General features: G+C 57.3%; 1 protein-coding gene, 3 tRNA genes and 3 rRNA genes (1 of these 7 running past the window's edge). 6 read left to right on the top strand and 1 reads right to left on the bottom strand.

Going from position 1 to position 5,000, the window contains the following annotated elements; all coding sequences use genetic code 11:
- The 6 genes from KOF26_RS16910 to KOF26_RS16885 all read left to right on the top strand — a co-directional run.
- Positions 1 to 467, top strand: a 16S ribosomal RNA gene (locus KOF26_RS16910); it begins 1,022 nt to the left of the window's first position.
- Between the two features lie 176 nt (positions 468 to 643).
- Positions 644 to 720, top strand: a tRNA-Ile gene (locus KOF26_RS16905).
- Positions 721 to 829: 109 nt separating this feature from the next.
- Positions 830 to 905: transfer RNA gene (locus KOF26_RS16900), tRNA-Ala, on the top strand.
- Between the two features lie 386 nt (positions 906 to 1,291).
- Positions 1,292 to 4,081: ribosomal RNA gene (locus tag KOF26_RS16895) — 23S ribosomal RNA — on the top strand.
- A gap of 111 nt (positions 4,082 to 4,192) precedes the next feature.
- Positions 4,193 to 4,307 (top strand): 5S ribosomal RNA (gene rrf, locus KOF26_RS16890).
- The 16S, 23S and 5S rRNA genes sit together here with 3 tRNA genes alongside, the layout of an rRNA operon.
- 111 nt (positions 4,308 to 4,418) lie before the next feature.
- Positions 4,419 to 4,495, top strand: a tRNA-Met gene (locus tag KOF26_RS16885).
- Between the two features lie 101 nt (positions 4,496 to 4,596).
- Here KOF26_RS16885 and KOF26_RS16880 read toward each other — a convergent pair.
- Positions 4,597 to 5,000 (bottom strand): molybdopterin cofactor-binding domain-containing protein (locus tag KOF26_RS16880; RefSeq protein WP_216327968.1); only part of this gene is annotated, 404 nt, incomplete at its 5' end.

Below are 5,000 nucleotides of genomic sequence, written 5' to 3'. Positions count from 1 at the left end.
CGTGAGATGTTGGGTTAAGTCCCGCAACGAGCGCAACCCTCGCCTCTAGTTGCTACCATTTAGTTGGGCACTCTAGAGGAACTGCCGGTGATAAGCCGGAGGAAGGTGGGGATGACGTCAAGTCCTCATGGCCCTTACGCGTTGGGCTACACACGTGCTACAATGGCAACTACAGTGGGCAGCAAGTCCGCGAGGATGAGCTAATCTCCAAAAGTTGTCTCAGTTCGGATTGTTCTCTGCAACTCGAGAGCATGAAGGCGGAATCGCTAGTAATCGCGGATCAGCATGCCGCGGTGAATACGTTCCCAGGCCTTGTACACACCGCCCGTCACACCATGGGAGTTGGATTCACCCGAAGGCGCTGCGCTAACCCGCAAGGGAGGCAGGCGACCACGGTGGGTTTAGCGACTGGGGTGAAGTCGTAACAAGGTAGCCGTAGGGGAACCTGCGGCTGGATCACCTCCTTTCTAAGGAAAAGATCGTACTGCGCCGGGTTTATCCTGGAGATGCGTCGATCGTTCCAAAGAACATAGCCGCCGTCCTCATGTCCCTTCATCACTGGAAACTGGCCCTATTGGGTCAGGCAGCCTGAGCTGGCTTTGGTGCCGCCCGCGGTCGTCAAGGCCTTGCCGGGTCCGGACGGGGGCCGGTAGCTCAGGTGGTTAGAGCGCACGCCTGATAAGCGTGAGGTCGAAGGTTCAACTCCTTCTCGGCCCACCATTTTCACCAGGGACGATCGCGAAGCGATTGGCTGGTGAAGATCCCGAGCCTGCGAGAGCGGGCGACGGTGCGTCAGGGTTAGGTGCTGCTTGTGCGGCGGAGCGCTCACGGGGCCTTAGCTCAGTTGGGAGAGCGCTAGCTTTGCAAGCTTGAGGTCATCGGTTCGATCCCGATAGGCTCCACCATTTTCACCTAGGGCCGATCGCGAAGCGATTGGCCGGTGAAAATCCCGAGCCGGCGAGAGCCGGCGACGGTGCGCTGCCGCTGGTGGTGCCGCGATGCGCGACGCCTGAGGCTGATGATTTTCCAGGGATGAAGAAACGAGATCCGGCATGGCCGGTAGGGAGGCGTTTGGCCTTCTGTCTTTGACATTGTGAATGGGTTCTAGAAATCGATGCCGTGGCGGCATGGGTTCAACGAGGCGGCTTTCGGGCTGTCGCGAAGATCCGTGCCGGCATTAATTGATTACTATTGCTGAGCAAAATCATCCGCATCATGGCGGCAGGGTTTGCCGAGTGGCGGCCGGGTAACCGGTAACCGTTCAGCCCTGTCGTTGGTGGTGTGGACTCTCAAGCGTGAGGTAAGGGCATTTGGTGGATGCCTTGGCATGCACAGGCGATGAAGGACGTGGCACGCTGCGATAAGCTGCGGTGAGGTGTGAGCAACCTTTGACCCGCAGATTTCCGAATGGGGAAACCCACCTTCACCAATTAATTTCGCTACTGAGCAATCAGTGACGGAGTTAATTGGGGCGAGGTATCACCGAAGTGAATACATAGCTTTGGTGAAGCGAACCCGGCGAACTGAAACATCTCAGTAGCTGGAGGAAAAGACATCAACCGAGATTCCGTAAGTAGTGGCGAGCGAACGCGGACCAGGCCAGTGCCGACAAGTGAATTAGCAGAACACTTTGGAAAGAGTGGCCATAGCGGGTGACAGCCCCGTATGCGAAAATGAAATTGTCGGACTTGAGTAGGGCGGGACACGTGTAATCCTGTCTGAACATGGGGGGACCACCCTCCAAGCCTAAATACTCGTGCATGACCGATAGCGAACAAGTACCGTGAGGGAAAGGTGAAAAGCACCCCGATGAGGGGAGTGAAACAGTACCTGAAACCGAATGCCTACAAGCAGTGGGAGGGGTTTTATGCCCTGACCGCGTACCTCTTGCATAATGGGTCTGTGACTTAATGTATCGAGCAAGCTTAAGCCGTTAGGTGTAGGCGCAGCGAAAGCGAGTCTGAATAGGGCGCTTCAGTTCGATGCATTAGACCCGAAACCCGGCGATCTAGGCATGACCAGGATGAAGGTGGGGTAACACCCACTGGAGGTCCGAACCGATTACCGTTGAAAAGGTACCGGATGAGTTGTGTTTAGGGGTGAAAGGCCAATCAAGCCGGGAAATAGCTGGTTCTCCGCGAAAACTATTGAGGTAGTGCCTCGGATGAATACCGTTGGGGGTAGAGCACTGGATGGATGCGGGGGTCGCGAGATCTACCAACTCTAACCAAACTCCGAATACCAACGAGTAATATCCGGGAGACAGACGGCGGGTGCTAAGGTCCGTCGTCAAGAGGGAAACAGCCCTGACCTACAGCTAAGGTCCCCAAGTCACGTCTAAGTGGGAAAGCATGTGGGAATCCCAAAACAACCAGGAGGTTGGCTTAGAAGCAGCCATCCTTTAAAGAAAGCGTAACAGCTCACTGGTCTAATTAAGGGTTCCTGCGGCGAAGATGTAACGGGGCTCAAGACGTGCACCGAAGCTTAGGGTGTGGATTTATCCACGCGGTAGCGGAGCGTTCCGTAAGCCTGTGAAGCGGTCTGGTAATGGGCCGTGGAGGTATCGGAAGTGCGAATGCAGACATGAGTAGCGATAAACAGGGTGAGATGCCCTGTCGCCGAAAGACCAAGGGTTCCTGCTCAAGGCTAATCCGAGCAGGGTGAGCCGGCCCCTAAGACGAGCCCGAAGGGGGTAGTCGATGGGAACCACGTTAATATTCGTGGGCCTGGTGGTGTGTGACGGATCGCGTAAGGTGTCAGTCCTTATCGGATTGGACTGGCTACGAAGCGGTTCCAGGAAATAGCCCCACCGTATAGACCGTACCCGAAACCGACACAGGTGGTCTGGTAGAGTATACCAAGGCGCTTGAGAGAAGTGTGCTGAAGGAACTCGGCAAATTGCCTCCGTACCTTCGGAAGAAGGAGGCCCTCATTCCGGGCAACCGGTCTGAGGGGGCACAGGCCAGGGGGTAGCGACTGTTTAGCAAAAACACAGGGCTCTGCTAAGTCGGCTTCAAGACGACGTATAGGGTCTGACGCCTGCCCGGTGCCTGAAGGTTAAGTGGAGGAGTGCAAGCTCTGAAATGAAGCCCAGGTAAACGGCGGCCGTAACTATAACGGTCCTAAGGTAGCGAAATTCCTTGTCGGGTAAGTTCCGACCTGCACGAATGGCGTAACGACTTCCCCACTGTCTCCAGCACATGCTCAGCGAAATTGAATTCTCCGTGAAGATGCGGAGTACCCGCGGTTAGACGGAAAGACCCCGTGCACCTTTACTGCAGCTTCAGAGTGGCATTAGGAAAGAACTGTGTAGCATAGGTGGGAGGCTTTGAAGCTTGGGCGCCAGCCCGAGTGGAGCCATAGGTGAAATACCACCCTGTTGTTTTCTGATGTCTAACCTGCACCCGTGAAACCGGGTGAGGGACCCTCTGTGGCGGGTAGTTTGACTGGGGCGGTCGCCTCCTAAAGAGTAACGGAGGCGCGCGAAGGTTGGCTCAGGCCGGTTGGAAACCGGCTGTTAGAGTGCAATGGCATAAGCCAGCCTGACTGCGAGACTGACAAGTCGAGCAGAGACGAAAGTCGGTCATAGTGATCCGGTGGTCCCTCGTGGAAGGGCCATCGCTCAACGGATAAAAGGTACGCCGGGGATAACAGGCTGATAACCCCCAAGAGCTCATATCGACGGGGTTGTTTGGCACCTCGATGTCGGCTCATCACATCCTGGGGCTGGAGCAGGTCCCAAGGGTTTGGCTGTTCGCCAATTAAAGTGGTACGTGAGCTGGGTTCAGAACGTCGCGAGACAGTTTGGTCCCTATCTGCCGTGGGCGTCGAAATTTGAGAGGAGTTGACCCTAGTACGAGAGGACCGGGTTGAACATACCTCTGGTGGACCTGTCATCGTGCCAACGGTGCAGCAGGGTAGCTATGTATGGACGGGATAACCGCTGAAAGCATCTAAGCGGGAAGCCTCCCTCAAGATAAGATTTCATCGAGCGGTCGAAGACCACGACCTTGATAGGCCGGATGTGGAAGTGCGGTAACGCATGGAGCTAACCGGTCCTAATTGCTCTGTTCGCGCTTAGAGAGTCCCACCATCAATGACAGGGCTGACAGCCCGTCATCGATAAACGGATGATAAGGCACAGCACGGTAATCACATCGATTTCAGATCCGCCCATGCGCCGGCCCCATAGCTTGGTGGCCATAGCGTCTGTGACCCACCCGATCCCATCCCGAACTCGGCCGTGAAACCAGACAGCGCCAATGGTACTATCGCTCAAGCGATGGAAGAGTAGGTCGCCGCCAGGCTTTGCGGCCGGCGCAATGCACGGATCACCAGAACCCATTCACATGTTTGCCCTCCAGGGCCGTCACGCCCCCGCACCGCCGGGGGCTTTTGGCGTCTCCAGGGCATGTTGGCGCGGGGTGGAGCAGCCCGGTAGCTCGTCAGGCTCATAACCTGAAGGTCACAGGTTCAAATCCTGTCCCCGCAACCAACCCACCCCAATCCTCACCCAAAGCCCCGAGACCCCTCTCCGGGGCTTTTCGCATATCGGCGCCGCGCCCATCCGCCGCTCCCCGCAATCGCAGCCGCCCGCTACAGCCCGTCCAGCCCGCCCAGGATCTTGTCGGGGGTCACCGGAAAACTGCGCACGCGCACGCCGCACGCATTGTAGATCGCATTGCCGATCGCCGCCCCGGCGCCGCAAATGCCAAGCTCGCCAACCCCCTTGGCCTGCAACGGGCTCGCCGCCGCATCGCGCTCCTCGACCAGCTCCACCTCGATCCGCGGAACATCCAGGCTCACCGGCACATGATACTCAGCGAAATCCGCATTGACCACGTGCCCGTCACGCCGGTCAAACACCAGCTCCTCGCCCAGCGCACTCCCAATCCCCCACACCATCCCCCCAACACATTGCGAATGCGCCGTCTTCCCGTTCAGCACACGACCAACTCCAAACGTCCCCGCAAACCGATACAACCGCACCTCGCCGGTGA

The sequence above is a fragment of the Sphingomonas quercus genome (assembly GCF_018863195.1).
In the GTDB taxonomy this organism is placed as follows: Bacteria; Pseudomonadota; Alphaproteobacteria; order Sphingomonadales; family Sphingomonadaceae; genus Solisphingomonas; species Solisphingomonas quercus.
Note: the sequence above shows the minus strand (reverse complement) of the source record. Positions and strands in the feature narration are given on the sequence as shown.